Below are 15,640 nucleotides of genomic sequence, written 5' to 3'. Positions count from 1 at the left end.
ACTGTACTTGGTAACCAAGTACAGTGGCGCCCCATGAGCACAGCGAATCCCCCCACGCGGCATGCCGCTGACGACGCCCTGGAAGGGCTGTTCGTCGAAATCTTCGATGGCCACCTGGCCCCCGGCGAGGCATTGCCTGCGGAACGGCTGCTGGCCGAACGCTACGGCGTCTCGCGCATCACCGTGCGCCAGGCGGTGCACAAGCTGAAGGACGCCGGCCTGGTGGAAGTGCGCCAGGGCGGCGCGAGCCGGGTGCTGGACCCGGCCCGCGCCGATGCCCGGGTGTTCGAGCTGCTGCTGCGCTACGGCGCCCGCCTGCGCTCGGACGCTGCCCGACGCCTGCTGCGCGACCTGGACGAGTACCAGCAGCTCTATGCCATCGGCCTGCTGGAGGCGGCGGCGCGCCACGCCACGGACGATGAGCGGGCCGAACTGCTGGCGGAGGTGGAAGGCTGCCCCGCCACACCGACCCCGGAGCAATTGCAGGCCCTGGAGCGACGGGTGTGGCAGCGGCTCACCGCCTTCGGCCGCAACCGTGTGCTGCAGATGGAAATGGCCCTGTGGCAGCGCTGGCTGGGCGAGGAGCCGCCTTCGGCGGGCGACCCGGCGGAGCTGCGCTGGTTCTACCTGACCCTGGTGCGCCAGCTGCACGCCCGGCAGGACCCGATCCCGTTCTACCTGGCCTCGGTGCGTACACCGCCCGCCTGAACCCGTCGCCACCCCGGGTTGGGTGGCTTTTTTTCGACCCGAACAACTTGGTAACCAAGTGGAGGTACAGGATGTACACGCGATTGCTCGATGCCCTGGGTGTTTCCCGCCGCTCCCTGCTGCGCCTGGGCGGCGCGGCGCTGCTGACCGGGCTGGCCCGGGGTGGACAGGCCTCGCCCGGCGGGCCGCCGGACCGGCAGGTGGACGTGGTGGTGGTGGGTGCGGGCCTCTCCGGCCTGGTGGCGGCTAGACGCCTGGTGGCCGCAGGGTGCCGGGTGCAGGTGCTGGAGGCCCGCGAGCGGGTCGGCGGGCGCACCCTCAACCAGCCCCTGGGCGAGGGCATCGAGGTGGACGGCGGTGGCCAGTGGGTCGGCGGCAGCCAGCAGGCGGTGATGCGCCTGGCCGGTGAACTGGGCGTGCCGCTGGTGCCGCAGTACACCCAGGGCGAGATGGCGGCCCTGATCCAGGGCCAGCGCTATACCTTCCCGCCCGAAGGCCCCGGCCCCAAGGCGCGGGCGTTGATGGACCGGCTCGAAGCCATGGCGGCGCGGGTGCCGCCGGAGGCGCCCTGGAAGGCACCCCGCGCCGAGGCCTGGGACGCCATGAGCGTGGCGGCCTGGCTGAAGGCCCAGCGCGCGGACGAGGAAGCCGTCGAAGCGGTGGCGACCACCCTTTCCACCACCCTGGCCAGCGAGCCGGGCCGGGTCTCGCTGCTGTGGTTCCTGTTCTACCTGCGTTCGGCGGGCGGCTTCACCGCCCTGGACGACCAGGCCCAGCAATACCGTTTGCGGGGCGGGGCGCAGCGCCTGTCCCTGCTGCTGGCCGAGCCGCTGGGCGACAGCCTGATCACCGGCAGCCCGGTGAGCCGGATCGACGGCTGGCTGGAGGGCCCGCTGCGGGTCCACAGCGAACGGGCGGTGATCAGCGCCGAACAGGTGGTGGTGGCGATGATGCCGGCCGATGTCAGCCGCATCGGCTTCAGCCCCGCCCTGCCGCCGGGTCGCGAGGCCCTGCAGCGCAACTGGGCCGCCAGCGGCGGGATCAAGGTGCACCTGCGCTACCCGGCACCGTTCTGGCGCGCGGCCGGTCTCTCGGGTGCCGGCCTGGTCACCGACGGGCTGGTGCAGATGACCGTCGACAGCACCCCGGAAGGCCAGGGGAACGGCGTGCTGCTGGCCTTCCTCGACCCGGCCCGCGCGGGGGGTGACCCGGCCCGGCGGCGCAAGCGGGTGCTGCGCGAGCTGAGCCGCCTGCTGGGTGATGAAGCCGCGCGGCCGCTGGCCTATGTGGAGCAGGACTGGTCCCAGGAGCGCTGGAGCGCCGGCTGCGTATCGCCCCTGCCGCCCGGTGTGCTGGCGCGCAACGGCCACTGGCTGCGGGCGCCCCTGGGCCGGCTGCACTGGGCCGGGAGCGAAGCCTCGCCGATCTGGTGCGGTTACCTGGAAGGGGCGGTGCGCGCCGGCGAACGGGTCGCGCAGGAGGTGCTGGTGGCGCTGGGGCGGGCCTAAAGGTCGTACTCGATGGCCCCATCCTGCAGATCAGCCAGGTCCAGCGGGCGGACCTCGCCCATCCACAGCGGAAAGTCGCGGTGGTCCTTCAGGTCGCTGCCGGTGATGGGGTGCACCAGCACGTTGAGGCCACCGCGGTTGAGCGCCAGCCAGGGCACCACGTCGCCGAACAGTTCGGGCTTGAAGGCCAGCTGGCAGCTCCAGTCCGGGTGCGGGCCGACCCGCTTCTCGTGGACGCGGCCCATCTTCAGCGGGAAGCGGCGGGCCGCCTCCTCGCACAGCGCACGGGCCTGGGGCAGGGTCTCGGCGTCGAAGTAGACGTGGGCGTGGAAGCCCTTGATGCGGGGGGTGGCAAAGGCCGACATGGCGGTCTCCCGAAAACGGAGGCTGCCATGGTAGCCGCTTGCGCCCGGGGCTGCTCAGTCGGCGCGGGTGCTGCCGGGCAGCAGCTCGGGCGCCTCACGCTCCAGGTGCGCCTGCATGGCCTCCAGTTGTTCCAGCGCGGCGCGGGCCTCGTCCAGCTCGGCGGGGCTGCGTTCGCCGCTCTGGGCGGCGGCCTCGATGCGTGCGCGGATCTCGGGGATCTGCTGCACGCCAGCGGCATAGGCCTGCACCAGCTCGCGGGTCTGGCGCTCCTCCAGGGCGGTGTAGGCCTGTGGATCGGCCCGTTCGGCATCGCTGGCGGCCTGGCGTGGCTTGAGCCCGCCCAGGGCCGGGCTGCGCGGGTCGCCGTGTTCCGCCGTCCACTGCATGAGCTGCTGGGCCTGCTGGAGATCCAGGGGCGCCGGGGCGGGCGGGGCCTCGTCCACGGCCTTGGCGGCCACGGGGGCCGCCGGTGCGGGGGAGGCCGGCGGCTGCGAGGCCGTCGGAACGGGCACAGGCGGAAGGCTGGCCGGCGCCGACGGCGCCCGGGCAGGCGACGCCACGGCCACCGGGGCTTCGCGCCAGCTCCAGGCCGCACCCACGCCGGCGCTGACCAGCACGCTGGCCAGGGCCAGCCCCAGCCAGCCCTTCACAACCCCTCCACGTGGGCATCGGCCAGCAACTGGTGGATACGCGCCTCGAACTCGGCGGCCAGTTGCTCACGGGCCACGGCCTGGTTCACCTCGTAGCGCACGCTCGGGTCCGCCAGGGGCAGTTGGCGGTCCTCGCGGCTGCGCACGCGGAGGATCTCGAAGGCACCGTCGATCAGCATCGGCTGCGACAGGGTGTTGGCCTTCTGGATCAGCGCGGTCTTGTGCAGCAGGTCCAGCTTCGGGTCGTCGGCGCGGATCAGCCCGAGGTCGCCCGGCGGGGTGCGGGCCTTGTCGTCCGCCAGGGAATGGCGGCGCACGGCCTCGTCGAAATCCAGGCCCTGCTGCAGTTCGGCGTAGAGGCGGTCGGCGCTGGCCTGGTCCCCCACGCGCAGGTGCGCGGCCTGGACCTGGGCGACGTTGCGGTAGTTCGCCAGGTTGCGCTGGTAGTAGGCCTCGGCATCGGCGTCGCTGACCCGGGCGGCCCGTGCCCGCAGGTTGTCGGACTCATGGTGGAAGTCGCTGTAGAGGCCGACCTGGTGCAGGTAGCGCTGGCGCACCAGGCGATCCCGCACCAGGGTGCGCAGGCCCTGGCGCTCTTCGGCGCTGAAGCCCTCCTGGCCGAGGCGGTACCAGAGGCGGTCCCGCTGAATCCGGGCCTGGACCTGGCGCGCCAGGTAGCCGAGGTTGCCCTGCTGCAGCTCCACGCGGCCCTGGACGTTGTCGCCCTGGTAGAGGTCGAGGAGGTCGAGGCGCTGTTCGGCTTCGCCGGGGAACTGCCAGCGGATCAGCTCGGTGGCTGCCGCTTCGCGGGTCTGGGTCGGGTCCAGCTGCAGGCTGTCCACCACCAGCACCCGGGAGGCGGGGGCCAGCACCTGGCGCAGGCGCTCCGCGCTGAGCGGCCGGGGCTGGCGCAGGTAGGGGCTGAGGTCTTCCTCGGCGCGGCGGCCGAAGTACTGCTCCAGCAGGTTGCCGGCCTCGATCTCGACACTGGCGTCGAGGTCGCGACGGCTCTGCTCGTTCAGCTGCGACTCCAGTTCCCGCGCCAGCAGGTGGTTCTCCACCAGGCCGCGACGCAGCTGGCGCGGGTCGGTGTTGAACTTGACCCGGGTGAGCACCTGTTCCAGCAGGGCGATGCTGCGCCCGGGCAGGCGCTGGCCGTCGATGCGCAGGTCCGGGGCGCTGGGCATGGCCTGCGCGCCGCCGAGCCAGGCGCCGAGCAGCAGCGCCAGGCCCCGCCGGCGCCAGGGGCGATCAGAGGCTTTCACGGGCATTGAAGCTGCGTGCGCCCTTGGTCAGCACGGTGACGGTCAGGGCGATGGACTCGGGGATCAGCTCGCGGGCGACCCGCAGCCGGGTGGCGTAGCTGGTGTCATAGAGCGGCTCGGGGTGGGCGTAGGCGACCTGGCCGGTCTGGGTCAGCAGCTCGCGGATGCTGCGGGCCGGGTCGTAGCGGCTGATGAGGTTGGCCACGGCGGTGGGGTCGTTGAGTTTCTCGCTGGCGTAGTGGTCGTCGACCCAGCCTTCCCAGCTGACGTGGCCGTTGGCCGAGGTGATCCACACGTGGTGGGGCTGGGCCACGTCGCCGGTGGCGTGCAGGGCATAGCCGATGGTCTGCAGCGAGGGGGCGGCGCGGAACTGGTCGAACCAGTAGCCGGCGAGGTTATCGATGGGCTGGAAGGCGGCGGTCTGGAAGTCGCCGTAGTGCTCCTGCCAGTTGGACCGGCTGCCGCGCCGGTAGTGGGCCTCGGTGGTGTCGAAGTCCTCGCGTTTCAGCTCGCGGTTGTACAGGTAGACCTTGGCGTACCAGTCCACGTCGGCGATGGTGCCGTCCACCTTGTGGTAGCGGTAGTCGTAGCCGCCGTGGGGGTTGCCGTGGGCATCGCCCTGGCGGCCCATGTTGAGGAAGTGCCAGTAGGAGGTGTAGTTCACCAGCTTGGCGGCGGCATTCCACACAGGGGCGTATTCGTAGCCGACCCACCAGCCACCCAGGCGCGTGTCGCGGAAGTCGTCCACGTCGTAGGCGGCCTGGCCGAGGATCTCGCCGGCCTTGGCCTCGCTGCCGGCGGCGCCGACGTAGAAGGCATAGGCCTGGCGCATCTCCTCGGTGGCGTAGGGAGAGTTCATGTACGCCAGGGCGTCCTTGACGATGTTCTTGTGGGTGGGCTGCGACCAGGCGTGGGCCTGGCCGGCGAGGGCGCACAGCACAAGGCTGGCGACCAGGCGGGAGGTCGGTCTCATTGGGGGCAGCGCTCTCTGGAGTGGTGGTGTGTCAGTAATGGGCGAAGGTTGTGGCCTTTGCATGACGCTCAGGCCGGCGCCCCGTGACGGGCATCACATAATAGCGGCGCCCAAACGATGGTTCGGGTCTGCAGACGTTTCGCGCTCAGATTGCGATGCCCTCGCGATTGCGGATCAGATGTGCCTGTCGAGCAGCATCGCCCAGCTCCTGCTGCAGCCAGTCGACGAAGCATTTCATCAGCCGGGCGCGGCGTTTGCGCTCGGGCTGGACCAGGTAGTAGCCGAGGTCCGAGCACACCCGGCCTTCCAGCAGCGGGGCGAGCAGGCCCTGCTCCAGCAGGTCGTCCACCAGGTAGCGCCAGCCGATGGCGACGCCCTGGCCGGCGATGGCGGCCTGGATCAGCAGGGTGTAGTTGTCGAAGCGCAGTGCGCCGGAGGGCGGGCTCTGGCTGATGCCCAGCTCGCGGAACAGGCTGCTCCAGTCGAACCAGCGGGTGCGCACCTCCGGCTTCAGGTGCAGCAGCGGCAGCTCGGCCAGCGCGGCGGCCGGCAGCGGCGTGGCGCGCCCGGCCAGCAGGCGCGGGCTGGCGATGGGGAAGACCTCCTCGCGGAACAGCAGCAGGGCATCGCCGTGCTTGAAGCGGCCGTCGCCGAAGGCGATGGCGATGTCCACCTCCGAGCGCAGCATGTTCATGGTGCGGTCGCTGGTGACGAGGCTGACGTCGATGTCCGGGTTGGCTTCATGGAAGCGGTGCAGGCGCGGCATCAGCCAGTAGGCGGCGAAGGCGAAATCCGTGGCCACCTGCAGCACCTCGTGCTGGCTGCGGGCGCCCACGGCCTCCAGCCCGGCCTGGATCGCCTGCAGGCCTTCCTGCACGTGGAGGAACAGCACGCGCCCGGCATCGGTGAGTTCGATGCCGCGGTAGACGCGGTCGAACAGCCGGGTCGCCAGTTGCTTCTCCAGCCGCTGGATCTGCTGGCTCACCGCCGGCTGCGTGGTGCCCAGCTCCACGGCAGCGGCGGTGAAGCTGAGGTGGCGGGCGGCGGCCTCGAACACGCGCAGCAGGTCGAGGGCGACGTCAGGGAAATTTGCCATAAGCTTTGCTTATCCGAGTCATGTCTCCCCGTGCGGTTTACCGGGGCGAGGAGCTGACGCAATCATCAGCGCCAGCACTCTCGCATAATTCATCGGTATGGATAAGCGCACGATGAAACGCCCCAACATCCTCTTCATCATGGCCGACCAGATGGCCGCGCCGCTGCTGCCCTTCTACACCCCGTCCTCCCCGCTGAAGGTGCCTCACCTGGCACGCCTGGCCGCCGAGGGCGTGGTGTTCGACTCGGCCTACTGCAACAGCCCGCTGTGCGCCCCCTCGCGCTTCACCCTGGTGAGCGGGCAGCTGCCGTCGAAGATCGGCGCCTACGACAACGCCGCCGAGTTCCCCGCCGACATTCCCACCTACGCCCACTACCTGCGCCGCCTCGGCTACCGCACGGCGCTGTCGGGCAAGATGCACTTCTGCGGCCCGGACCAGTTGCACGGCTACGAGGAGCGCCTGACCAGCGACATCTACCCCGCCGACTACGGCTGGGCGGTGAACTGGGACGAACCGGATGTGCGCCCGAGCTGGTACCACAACATGTCCTCGGTGCTGCAGGCCGGGCCGAGCGTGCGCACCAACCAGCTGGATTTCGACGAGGAGGTGGTGTTCAAGGCCCGCCAGTACCTCTACGACCACGTGCGCCAGCGGGCGGACCAGCCCTTCTGCCTGACGGTGTCGATGACCCACCCCCACGACCCCTACACCATCCCGGCCGACTACTGGGCCCGCCACGACGAGGCGGCGATCCCCATGCCCCGGGTGCGCTTCGCCGACCACGAGCAGGACCCCCACAGCCAGCGCCTGCTGAAGGTCATCGACCTGTGGGGCAAGCCGCTGCCGGAGGCGAAGATCCGCGATGCCCGCCGGGCCTACTTCGGCGCCTGCAGCTACGTCGACGACCAGGTCGGTGCGCTGCTGAAGACCCTGGCCGAGTGCGGCCTGGCCGAGGACACCCTCGTGGTGTTCTCCGGCGACCACGGCGACATGCTTGGGGAGCGGGGCCTCTGGTACAAGATGCACTGGTTCGAGATGGCCGCCCGGGTGCCGCTGCTGGTGCACGCCCCGGCGCGCTTCGCGGCCCGCCGGGTGACGGCCTCGGTGTCCACCGTGGACCTGCTGCCGACCCTGGTGGAACTGGCCGGCGGCCACCTGGAGGCGAACCTGCCGCTGGACGGCCGCTCGCTGCTGCCGCACCTGGAAGGCCGCGAAGGCCACGACGAGGTGCTGGGCGAATACATGGCCGAAGGCACCACCAGCCCGCTGATGATGATCCGTCGCCGGCAGTGGAAGTTCATCTACTCGGAGCAGGACCCGTGCCTGCTGTTCGACCTGGCCAACGACCCGCTGGAGCTGGAGAACCTGGCCGGCTCCGCCGAACACCAGGCGCTGCTGGCAACCTTCCTCGACGAGGCACGGGCGCGCTGGAACGTCGCGGCCATCGCCGAGGCGACCCTCGCCAGCCAGCGCCGCCGCCGCTTCGTCGCCGAGGCCCTGGCCCAGGGCACGCTGACCAGCTGGGACCACCAGCCCTTCGTCGACGCCAGCCAGCAGTACATGCGCAACCACATCGACCTGGACGACCTGGAGCGCCGCGCGCGCTTCCCCCAACCCTGAGGACCGCCCCATGAAGACGCTGATCCCTGCCGTGGCCGCCGGCCTGCTGAGCACCACCCTGGCCCTGGCGGCGCAGGCCGAGGACGCCCGCTGCGCCACGGTGAAACTGGGCGACCCGGGCTGGAGCGACATTGCCGTGACCAACGGCGTGGCACACCTGCTGCTGGACGGGCTGGGCTACCGCGCCGAGACCCAGACCCTGGCGGTGCCGATCATCTTCGCCGGGTTGCAGAAGGGCCAGGTGGACGCCTTCCTCGGCAACTGGATGCCGGCCCAGCAGAGCAACTACGACCGGTTCGTCGCCAGCGGCGAGGTGGAGCGGCTGGCCGAGAACCTCACGGGTACCGAGTACACCCTGGCGGTGCCGCGCTACGCCTACGAGGCCGGGGTGAAGACCTTCGCCGACCTGGACAGCCATGCCGAGCGGTTCAAGCACACCCTGTACGGCATCGCCGCCGGCTCGCCGGCCAACGTTTCCATCCAGGAGATGATCCGGTCGAACGAGTTCGGCCTGGGCGACTGGAAGCTGGTGGAGTCCAGCGAGCAGGCCATGCTGGTGCAGGTGGGCCGGGCGGTGAAGCGCAACGAGTTCGTGGTGTTCCTCGGCTGGACGCCGCACCCGATGAACGTGCAGTACGACCTGGTCTACCTGAAGGGTGGCGAGCGCTACTTCGGCGAGAGCGGCAGCGTGAACACCCTGGCCCGCAAGGGCTACGCCCAGCAGTGCCCGAACGTGGGCCGGCTGCTGGCCAACCTGCAGTTCACCCAGGTGATGGAAAACAGCGTGATGGACCAGGTGCTGAGCGGCAAGGCCAGCAACGAGGCGGCGGTGAAGGCCTGGATCAAGGCCAACCCGGCAGCCCTGGAGGCCTGGTTGAACGGCGTGACCACCCGCGAGGGCGGCGATGGGTTGGCGGCAGTGAAGGCAAAGCTCTGAGCCCGACCGCTCACAGGCCCGGAGGCGCTTTCACGGTCGAAACCGCGCCCACCGGGCGGGCTGGCAGCGTTGCCCTTCCCGAATGACCGCGCTCCCGTAACCGAGCCACAGCGACGCCGCCATGCGCCCATCCCGTCTCTTCCCCTTCCTCCACTGGCTACCCGGCCTGCGCCCCCGGGCCGTCGGCCGTGACGCCCTGGTGGGGCTGACCGGGGCGGTGCTGGCGCTGCCCCAGTCCATCGCCTATGCGCTGATTGCCGGGCTGCCGGCGGCCTATGGGCTGTATGCCGCCGTGGTGCCGGTGATCGTCGCCTGCCTGTGGGGCTCGTCGCGGCACCTGATCGGCGGGCCCACGGCGGCCATCTCGGTGGTGCTGATGGCCAGCGTCAGCCCCCTGGCCTTGCCGGGCAGCCAGGACTACATCGGCCTGGTGCTGCTGCTGACCTTTCTCGCGGGGGCCTTCCAGTTCCTCATGGGGCTGTTGCGCTTCGGCGCCCTGGCGAACTTCGTCTCGCAGTCAGTGGTGCTCGGTTTCACCCTGGGTGCGGCGCTGGTGATCGCCCTGGGGCAGGTGCCCAACCTGCTCGGCCTGGCGCCGCCGGAGGGTCGCGCCACGGCCTGGCAGAGCGCACTGGCACTGGCCGCCCACCTGGGCGAGGCACACGGGCCGTCGCTCACCGTGGCGGGGGTAAGCCTCGGCGTGTCGATTCTGGCGAGGGTGCTGGCGCCGCGCCTGCCGGCCCTGCTGCTGGGGCTTCTCGCAGGCAGCCTGCTGGTGATGGCGCTGCCCGGCCCGTTCGGCGCGGTGGCGCGGATGGCGGCCTTCCAGGGCAGCCTGCCGCCACTGGCGACGCTGCGCTTCGATGCCGAGGACATGCTGCGCCTGCTGCCGTCAGCGGTGGCGTGCGGGCTGCTGGGCCTGGTCACCAGCCTGTCCATCGCCCGCGCCCTGGCCAGCCGCTCGGGGCAGGTGCTGGACGTGAACCAGGAAACCCGTGGCCAGGGGCTGTCCAACCTGGTCGGCGCCTGGTTTTCCGGCTACCTGTCGGCGGGCTCCTTTACCCGGTCGGGACTCAACCTGCAGGCGGGCGCCGGCTCGCCCCTGGCGGGGGTGTTCTCGGCGCTGTGGGTGGCGCTGTTCGCGTGGGGCGGCGCGGACCTGATCGGCCATATCCCGCTGCCGGCGATGGCCGCCGGCATCCTGATGATCTGCTGGGGCCTGCTGGACGGGCGCGGGGTGCGCCAGCTGTGGCGGGTAAGCCGGGCGGAGTTCGCGGTGATGGCGCTGACCCTGGCGGCGACCCTGCTGCTGGAGTTGCAGACGGCCATCTATGCCGGGGTGCTGGCATCGCTGTTCTTCTACCTCAAGCGCACCTCGCAGCCGCGGGTGCTGCAGGCCCGGCAGGGTGACGAGGAGGTGCTGCGCATCGAGGGGTCGATCTTCTTCGGGGCCTGCCCGTACCTGCAGCGGCTGATCCAGAAGAGCCAGGCCGGGCGCCTGGTGCTGGATGCCCACCACGTCAATTTCATCGACTACGCCGGGGTGAGCCTGCTCCACGACGAGGCCCGTCGCCTGGGCGGGGAGGGCCGCTGCCTGGTGCTGCGCCGGGCCCGCCCGCAGGTGGAGCGGGAACTGCGCAAGCTGGAGGGCGAGGGCAGCGGCCTGCTGATCGAGCCGTAGCCCAGCGTCAGGCCGGGGGTCGCTCAGCCCTCGGCGAGCTGGCGACGCAGTTCGACCAGTACCGGGGCGCTGTCGGGCAACACGCCACGCCACAGCAGGAAGGCTTCGGCGGCCTGCTCCACCAGCATGCCGAGGCCGTCGAGGGTACGCGCGGCACCGTGGCTGGCGGCCCAGCGGTTGAAGGCGGTCGGTTCCTTGCCATACATCATGTCGTAGCAGGCGGTGTGGCGCGGCTGGATGAGGCTGGGGGCGATGGGGGGCAGGTCGCCGGCCAGGCTGGCGGAGGTGCCGTTGATGATCAGGTCCACCGGTTCTTCCAGCCAGTCGAAGCCGCTGGCGGACACCGGGCCGAGGTCGGCGAACAGGCGGGCGAGGGCTTCGGCCTTTTCCACGGTGCGGTTGGCGATCACCAGGGACGCCGGTTTTTCCGCCAGCAGCGGTTCGATCACCCCGCGCGCGGCCCCTCCGGCGCCCAGCAGGAGGATGCGCTTGCCGGCCAGGGACAGCCCGGCGTTGCGGGTGAGGTCGCGGACCAGCCCGGCGCCGTCGGTGTTGTCCCCGAGCAGGCGGCCGTCGTCGAGCTTCTTCAGGGTGTTCACCGCACCGGCGCGCTGGGCGCGGGCGCTGAGCTGGTCGGCCAGTTCGAAGGCCTGCTCCTTGAAGGGCACGGTGACGTTGCCGCCCAGGCCGGTGGCGAAGAAGGCTCGGGCGCAGCCGGTGAAGTCGTCCAGCGGGGCGAGGACCGCTTCGTAGCTCAGCACCTGGCCGGTCTGCTCGGCGTAGAGGCGGTGGATGAGCGGCGACTTGCTGTGGCCGATGGGGTTGCCGAAGACGCAGTAGCGGTCCATGGGAAGTCCTTGGGGCAGGGCCGGGGCGGTTCGAAAGTCCGCTTCGGCGCGTCACGTTGGAAGGCCCGGCAGGGCGGGCCCGGATCAGCGGCGGAGTCTACATCGGTGGATGCGCTTGCCGGGTCCGGGCCAGCGCGCCTGACCGGGCGCGGGGCGTCAGGGCTGGGTGGCCAGCCAGTCGCGGTCCTGGAGGAAGTACTCGGTGAGGCGCGCTTCTTCGCTGCCCGGCTCGGGCTTCCAGTCGTAGCCCCAGCGCACGTGGGGCGGCAGGGACATGAGGATGGATTCGGTACGCCCGCCGGATTGCAGGCCGAACAGGGTGCCGCGGTCGAACACCAGGTTGAATTCGACGTAGCGGCCGCGGCGGTAGGCCTGGAATTCACGCTGCTGTTCGGTGAAGGGGGTGTGGCGGCGACGGCGGATGATCGGCAGGTAGGCTTCCAGGTAGGCGTCGCCGATGGCGCGCATGAAGGCGAAGCTGGTGTCGAAGTCCCACTCGTTGAGGTCGTCGAAGAACAGGCCACCGATGCCGCGCGGCTCGTTGCGGTGCTTGAGGTGGAAGTAGCGGTCGCACCAGGCCTTGTAGCGCGGGTAGACATCCTCGCCGAAGGGGGCACAGGCGTCGCAGGCCACCTGGTGCCAGTGCACGCAGTCTTCCTCGTGGCCGTAGTAGGGGGTGAGGTCGAAGCCGCCGCCGAACCACCACACCGGGGCCTCGCCTTCCTTCTCGGCGATGAAGAAGCGCACGTTGGCGTGGGAGGTGGGCACGTGGGGGTTTTCCGGGTGGATCACCAGGGACACGCCCATGGCCTGGAAGCCCCGGCCGGCAAGCTCCGGGCGATGGGCGCTGGCCGAGGGCGGCAGGCTGGTGCCGAACACGTGGGAGAAGTTGACCCCGCCCTTTTCGATCAACGCGCCGTTCTCGATCACGCGGGTGCGACCACCGCCGCCGGCGGGGCGGTCCCAGGCGTCCTCGAAGAAGCTGGCCTGGCCATCCTCGGCGGCGAGGGAGGTGCAGATGCGGTCTTGCAGATCGAGCAGGTAGGCCTTCACGGCCGCAATGTGTTCACTCACGTCGGATACACCTTGAGTCGGCTTGCGAGCGCCGCCGGACGGGGCTTGCGGGGAAAAAAGAGGGCGCAAGCATACCACCGCCGAGGGCTGGCGGTGGCTTGACGGCGATCAAGCGGAAGGCTTGGATGAGGGCCTTTCCCATGCAGGAGCCTGAACCATGCCCAGACGCATCCAGTTTTCCCGATACGGCGGTCCCGAGGTGCTGGAACTGGCGGAGGTGGCGCTGCCACAGCCCGGGCCGGGCGAGGTGCGGGTACGCAACCATGCCATCGGCCTGAACTTCATCGAGACCTACTACCGCAGCGGCCTGTACCCGGCACCGGGCTTTCCGTCCGGGCTGGGCAGCGAGGGCGCGGGGGTGGTCGATGCGGTGGGCGAGGGCGTGGCACGGGTGAAGGTGGGCGACCGGGTGGGCTACGCCACGGGCCCGCTGGGCGCCTACGGGGAGTTCCACGTGCTGCCCGAGGGGCACCTGGTGACGCTGCCGGATGCCATCGGCTTCGAACAGGCGGCGGCGGTGCTGCTGAAGGGTCTGACGGTGCAGTACCTGCTGCGCCAGACCCATGCGCTGGAGGCCGGCGAGACGGTGCTGTTCCACGCGGCAGCCGGCGGGGTCGGCTCCATCGCCTGCCAGTGGGCGAAGGCCGTGGGGGCGAGGCTGATCGGCGTCGCCGGTTCGGCGGAGAAGGCGGCACGGGCGAGGTCGCTGGGGGCCTGGGCCTGCATCGACAGTAGCCGCGAGGACGTGGTGCAGCGGGTGCTGGAGCTGACCGACGGGCAGAAGTGCGGGGTGGTGTACGACTCGGTGGGCAAGGACACCTGGGCGACCTCGCTGGAGTGCGTGGCGCCGCGCGGGCTGCTGGTGAGCTTCGGCAATGCGTCGGGGCCGGTCACCGGGGTCAACCTGGGGGTGCTGGCCCAGAAGGGCTCGCTGTTCGTCACCCGTCCGACCCTGGGCGGCTACGCGGACACGCCGGCACGCCTGCAGGCGATGGCGGACGAGCTGTTCGGGATGATCGCCAGCGGGGCGATCCGGGTGGAGATCGGCCAGCGCTACGCCCTGGCAGAGGTGGCACGGGCCCACGCCGACCTGGCGGGGCGTCGCACCCAGGGCTCCAGTGTGCTGCTGCCCTGAACGCATCAGCCCCGGACGATGCCGGGGCTGTTCCGACCTGGAGGCCGGAGGCGGTCTTCAGGAGGGGCGGATCACCCGTCCGGTGGCCAGGTCACGGATGGTGCTGGGCTTGCGGCGCCCCCCCAGGGCGCCACCGAGCACGGCGTCCAGTTGGCCGGGGAAGTACTGCTGGACCCGCAGGCGCGACATGGCGGCGGGCCGCCCGCCGGGGTTGGCAGAGGTGGAGACCAGCGGCCCGACTTCAGCGCACAGGGCGCGCACCAGGGGGTGGTCGGTGACGCGCAGGGCGACGCTGTCGTGCTGGCCGGTGATCCATTCGGGCAGCAGGCCCTGGTGGGGCACCAGCCAGGTGTTGGGGCCCGGCCAGCTGGCGGTGAGCTGGTCGATCCAGGCGTCGGGCAGGCCGTCGAGGAGGAAGTCGAACTGCTGGATGTCGTCGGCCACCAGGATCAGGCCCTTTTCCACCGGTCGGTCCTTGAGCGCCAGCAAGCGGTAGACCGCGTCCGCATTCCACGGATCACAGCCCAGGCCCCACACCGCTTCGGTGGGGTAGGCGATCACGCCGCCTTCTCGAACGATCCGCGCCACGCGTTGAACCTGCCATTTGTTGACCATCGCCTGCTCCCGGAAAAACGATGGCGCGAGTGTACAGGGCTCACCCGCGGCGATGAACCCAGCGCCCCGCCTCGCAGGCGACACAGCCGTCGAGCTCCAGTTCGGTGAGGCTGGCCAGTACGCGGGGCAGGTCCCAGCCGCTGGCGTGGGCCAGGGCCTCGCTGCTGTAGGGGGCGGCCCGCAGCAGGTCCAGCAGCGGGTGCTGGCGGGGGGCTTCGATCGGCTTGGCAGCCGGGAGCGGTGCCACCTGCTGCCAGCCCCGCAGGGCTTCGAGGATGTGCTCGGTGGTCTCCACCAGCACGGCGCCTTCGCGGATCAGTTGGTGGCAACCCCGCGCGCCCGGGTGGTGGATGGAGCCGGGCAGGGCGTAGACCTCGCGGCCCTGTTCGGCGGCCAACCGGGCGGTGATCAGCGAGCCGCTGGAGGGGCTGGCTTCCACCACCAGCACGCCCAGGGACAGCCCGCTGATGATGCGGTTGCGACGGGGGAAGTTGGCGGCCTGGGGCGGGCAGTCCAGGGGCAGTTCGGACACCAGGGCGCCGCCCCTGGCCAGCAGGTCCCGGGCCAGCCCGGCATGGCGCCGGGGGTAGAGCCGCTGCAGGCCGGTGCCGAGCACGGCGATGGTCTTGCCGCCGGCATCCAGCGCGCCCTGGTGGGCGGCACCGTCGATGCCCAGGGCAAGCCCGCTGGTGATGGTGAACCCTCCGCCAGCCAGGGCGCGGGCGAAGGCGTGGGCGTTGTCGAGCCCGGCGGCGGAGGCGCGACGGCTGCCGACGATGGCCAGTTGCGGGGTCTCCAGCAGGCCGGGGTCGCCCTGGAGGAAGAGCAGCGGCGGGGCGTCCGGGAGTTCGGCGAGCAGGGCGGGGTAGCGCGGATCATCCCAGGTGATCAGGTGGCAGTCCGGCCCTTCCAGCCAGGCCAGCGCATGGGCGGCCCGCTCGCGGATGGCGGCATCCCGGCGCGGGCCGGCACAGGCTTCCGGCAGGCCGAGGGAACGCCAGGCGGCAGCCGGGGCGCTGAGCGCGGCAGAGGCGCTGGCGAAGGCTTCGATCAGGGTATGGAAACGGCGAGGGCCGACTTCGGGGAGGCTGTGCAGACGGAGCCGGGCTTCCAGCTCGGCGGGGGAGAGGGCGGGCGGCATGGGGTTCGTCCTTGACCGGTGC

The 15,640-nt window shown here is 71.0% G+C and carries 15 protein-coding genes; 6 read left to right on the top strand and 9 right to left on the bottom strand.

Going from position 1 to position 15,640, the window contains the following annotated elements:
* The first annotated feature begins 33 nt into the window (after positions 1–33).
* Both PotMrB4_RS28345 and PotMrB4_RS00170 read left to right on the top strand, forming a co-directional pair.
* Positions 34–708 (top strand): FadR/GntR family transcriptional regulator, encoded by a 675-nt coding sequence (locus PotMrB4_RS28345; protein WP_172432221.1) that lies wholly within the window; start codon positions 34–36, stop codon positions 706–708.
* A gap of 71 nt (positions 709–779) precedes the next feature.
* Positions 780–2,216: a flavin monoamine oxidase family protein gene (locus tag PotMrB4_RS00170; RefSeq protein ID WP_172432220.1), complete on the top strand. Its 1,437-nt coding sequence runs from the start codon at positions 780–782 to the stop codon at positions 2,214–2,216.
* On the opposite strand, the gene PotMrB4_RS00165 is transcribed toward PotMrB4_RS00170, so the two are convergent.
* The 5 genes from PotMrB4_RS00165 to PotMrB4_RS00145 form a co-directional block, all read right to left on the bottom strand.
* A complete protein-coding gene (locus PotMrB4_RS00165) occupies positions 2,213–2,581 on the bottom strand; it encodes a DOPA 4,5-dioxygenase family protein (protein ID WP_044410139.1) in 369 nt (122 codons plus the stop codon). The two genes, PotMrB4_RS00170 and PotMrB4_RS00165, sit on opposite strands and share 4 nt — an antisense overlap.
* 54 nt (positions 2,582–2,635) lie before the next feature.
* Positions 2,636–3,232: a hypothetical protein gene (locus PotMrB4_RS00160; protein ID WP_172432219.1), complete on the bottom strand. Its 597-nt coding sequence runs from the start codon at positions 3,230–3,232 to the stop codon at positions 2,636–2,638.
* Entirely contained in the window at positions 3,229–4,497 is a 1,269-nt protein-coding gene (locus PotMrB4_RS00155; protein WP_172432218.1) for a peptidylprolyl isomerase, read from the bottom strand. Before PotMrB4_RS00155 ends, PotMrB4_RS00160 begins: the two co-directional genes overlap by 4 nt.
* A complete protein-coding gene (locus PotMrB4_RS00150) occupies positions 4,484–5,470 on the bottom strand; it encodes a phospholipase C/P1 nuclease family protein (RefSeq protein WP_172432217.1) in 987 nt (328 codons plus the stop codon). Before PotMrB4_RS00150 ends, PotMrB4_RS00155 begins: the two co-directional genes overlap by 14 nt.
* 145 nt (positions 5,471–5,615) lie before the next feature.
* Positions 5,616–6,566 carry a choline sulfate utilization transcriptional regulator gene (locus PotMrB4_RS00145; RefSeq protein WP_172432216.1) on the bottom strand — a complete coding sequence of 317 codons (951 nt, stop codon included), beginning with the start codon at positions 6,564–6,566 and terminating at the stop codon, positions 5,616–5,618.
* A 112-nt stretch (positions 6,567–6,678) separates the two neighbouring features.
* On the opposite strand from PotMrB4_RS00145, the gene betC reads away from it, so the two are divergent.
* From betC to PotMrB4_RS00130, 3 genes are all read left to right on the top strand, one after another.
* A complete protein-coding gene (gene betC, locus PotMrB4_RS00140; protein ID WP_172432215.1) occupies positions 6,679–8,187 on the top strand; it encodes a choline-sulfatase in 1,509 nt (502 codons plus the stop codon).
* 10 nt (positions 8,188–8,197) lie between these two features.
* Entirely contained in the window at positions 8,198–9,124 is a 927-nt protein-coding gene (choX, locus tag PotMrB4_RS00135) for a choline ABC transporter substrate-binding protein (RefSeq protein WP_172432214.1), read from the top strand.
* 121 nt (positions 9,125–9,245) lie between these two features.
* The gene (locus tag PotMrB4_RS00130) at positions 9,246–10,805 is read left to right on the top strand and encodes a SulP family inorganic anion transporter (RefSeq protein ID WP_172432213.1); all 1,560 of its coding nucleotides are present in this window, start codon (positions 9,246–9,248) and stop codon (positions 10,803–10,805) included.
* A 23-nt stretch (positions 10,806–10,828) separates the two neighbouring features.
* Here the strand turns inward: PotMrB4_RS00130 and aroE are convergent, their stop codons facing one another.
* A complete protein-coding gene (gene aroE / locus PotMrB4_RS00125; protein ID WP_172432212.1) occupies positions 10,829–11,653 on the bottom strand; it encodes a shikimate dehydrogenase in 825 nt (274 codons plus the stop codon).
* A 156-nt stretch (positions 11,654–11,809) separates the two neighbouring features.
* Positions 11,810–12,727: an oxygen-dependent coproporphyrinogen oxidase gene (gene hemF / locus PotMrB4_RS00120; RefSeq protein WP_172432211.1), complete on the bottom strand. Its 918-nt coding sequence runs from the start codon at positions 12,725–12,727 to the stop codon at positions 11,810–11,812.
* Positions 12,728–12,884: 157 nt separating this feature from the next.
* Here hemF and PotMrB4_RS00115 point away from each other — a divergent pair, with 157 nt between their 5' ends.
* Positions 12,885–13,862, top strand: a complete 978-nt coding sequence (locus tag PotMrB4_RS00115) for an NADPH:quinone reductase (RefSeq protein WP_172432210.1) — start codon at positions 12,885–12,887, stop codon at positions 13,860–13,862.
* Positions 13,863–13,919: 57 nt separating this feature from the next.
* Here PotMrB4_RS00115 and PotMrB4_RS00110 read toward each other — a convergent pair whose 3' ends face one another.
* Together PotMrB4_RS00110 and dprA are read right to left on the bottom strand one after the other, a co-directional pair.
* Positions 13,920–14,477: an L-threonylcarbamoyladenylate synthase gene (locus tag PotMrB4_RS00110; protein WP_044410112.1), complete on the bottom strand. Its 558-nt coding sequence runs from the start codon at positions 14,475–14,477 to the stop codon at positions 13,920–13,922.
* 40 nt (positions 14,478–14,517) lie between these two features.
* The gene (gene dprA / locus PotMrB4_RS00105; RefSeq protein WP_172432209.1) at positions 14,518–15,618 is read right to left on the bottom strand and encodes a DNA-processing protein DprA; all 1,101 of its coding nucleotides are present in this window, start codon (positions 15,616–15,618) and stop codon (positions 14,518–14,520) included.
* Between the last annotated feature and the right edge of the window lie 22 nt (positions 15,619–15,640).

Source organism: Metapseudomonas otitidis, assembly GCF_011397855.1.
In the GTDB taxonomy this organism is placed as follows: Bacteria; Pseudomonadota; Gammaproteobacteria; order Pseudomonadales; family Pseudomonadaceae; genus Metapseudomonas; species Metapseudomonas otitidis.
This window is presented reverse-complemented; position numbering and strand designations above follow the sequence as displayed.

What these genes read in the sequence shown, in the direction of transcription:
- PotMrB4_RS28345 (WP_172432221.1), top strand. Translation starts at nt 34, where the DNA reads ATGAGCACAGCGAATCCCCCCACGCGGCATGCCGCTGACGACGCCCTG.
- PotMrB4_RS00170 (WP_172432220.1), top strand. Translation starts at nt 780, where the DNA reads ATGTACACGCGATTGCTCGATGCCCTGGGTGTTTCCCGCCGCTCCCTG.
- PotMrB4_RS00165 (WP_044410139.1), bottom strand. Translation starts at nt 2,581, where the DNA reads ATGTCGGCCTTTGCCACCCCCCGCATCAAGGGCTTCCACGCCCACGTC.
- PotMrB4_RS00150 (WP_172432217.1), bottom strand. Translation starts at nt 5,470, where the DNA reads ATGAGACCGACCTCCCGCCTGGTCGCCAGCCTTGTGCTGTGCGCCCTC.
- PotMrB4_RS00145 (WP_172432216.1), bottom strand. Translation starts at nt 6,566, where the DNA reads ATGGCAAATTTCCCTGACGTCGCCCTCGACCTGCTGCGCGTGTTCGAG.
- betC (WP_172432215.1), top strand. Translation starts at nt 6,679, where the DNA reads ATGAAACGCCCCAACATCCTCTTCATCATGGCCGACCAGATGGCCGCG.
- choX (WP_172432214.1), top strand. Translation starts at nt 8,198, where the DNA reads ATGAAGACGCTGATCCCTGCCGTGGCCGCCGGCCTGCTGAGCACCACC.
- PotMrB4_RS00130 (WP_172432213.1), top strand. Translation starts at nt 9,246, where the DNA reads ATGCGCCCATCCCGTCTCTTCCCCTTCCTCCACTGGCTACCCGGCCTG.
- aroE (WP_172432212.1), bottom strand. Translation starts at nt 11,653, where the DNA reads ATGGACCGCTACTGCGTCTTCGGCAACCCCATCGGCCACAGCAAGTCG.
- PotMrB4_RS00115 (WP_172432210.1), top strand. Translation starts at nt 12,885, where the DNA reads ATGCCCAGACGCATCCAGTTTTCCCGATACGGCGGTCCCGAGGTGCTG.
- PotMrB4_RS00110 (WP_044410112.1), bottom strand. Translation starts at nt 14,477, where the DNA reads ATGGTCAACAAATGGCAGGTTCAACGCGTGGCGCGGATCGTTCGAGAA.
- dprA (WP_172432209.1), bottom strand. Translation starts at nt 15,618, where the DNA reads ATGCCGCCCGCCCTCTCCCCCGCCGAGCTGGAAGCCCGGCTCCGTCTG.